Below are 433 nucleotides of genomic sequence, written 5' to 3'. Positions count from 1 at the left end.
CGAAAAAGGATTCCCCCATGAGCAAGCCGACCTACAACCGCCTGAACAAAGACGACGCCGTGGTCCTGCTGGTCGACCACCAGACCGGCCTGATTTCCCTGGTGCAGGACTTCTCGCCGAACGAGTTCAAGAACAACGTGTTGGCGTTGGCTGACCTCGCCAAGTTCTTCGACCTGCCGACCGTGCTGACCACCAGCTTCGAACAGGGCCCGAATGGCCCACTGGTTCCAGAGCTGAAGGAAATGTTCCCGGACGCGCCGTACATCGCCCGTCCCGGCCAGATCAACGCCTGGGACAACGAGGATTTCGTCAAGGCGATCAAGGCCACCGGCCGCAAGCAACTGATCATCGCCGGTGTGGTGACGGATGTTTGCGTGGCGTTCCCGACCCTGTCGGCCCTGGCTGAAGGTTTTGACGTATTCGTGGTGACCGA

At 60.3% G+C, this 433-nt stretch carries 1 protein-coding gene; it reads left to right on the top strand.

Annotation, left to right across the window (positions count from 1 at the left end; all coding sequences use genetic code 11):
- Positions 1-17: 17 nt before the first annotated feature.
- A partial coding sequence (locus K675_RS0111495; protein WP_017903669.1) for an isochorismatase family protein occupies positions 18-433 on the top strand: 416 nt, incomplete at its 3' end.

The organism is Pseudomonas fuscovaginae SE-1 (assembly GCF_000364705.1).
GTDB lineage: Bacteria > Pseudomonadota > Gammaproteobacteria > Pseudomonadales > Pseudomonadaceae > Aquipseudomonas > Aquipseudomonas fuscovaginae_A.
Note: the sequence above shows the minus strand (reverse complement) of the source record. Positions and strands in the feature narration are given on the sequence as shown.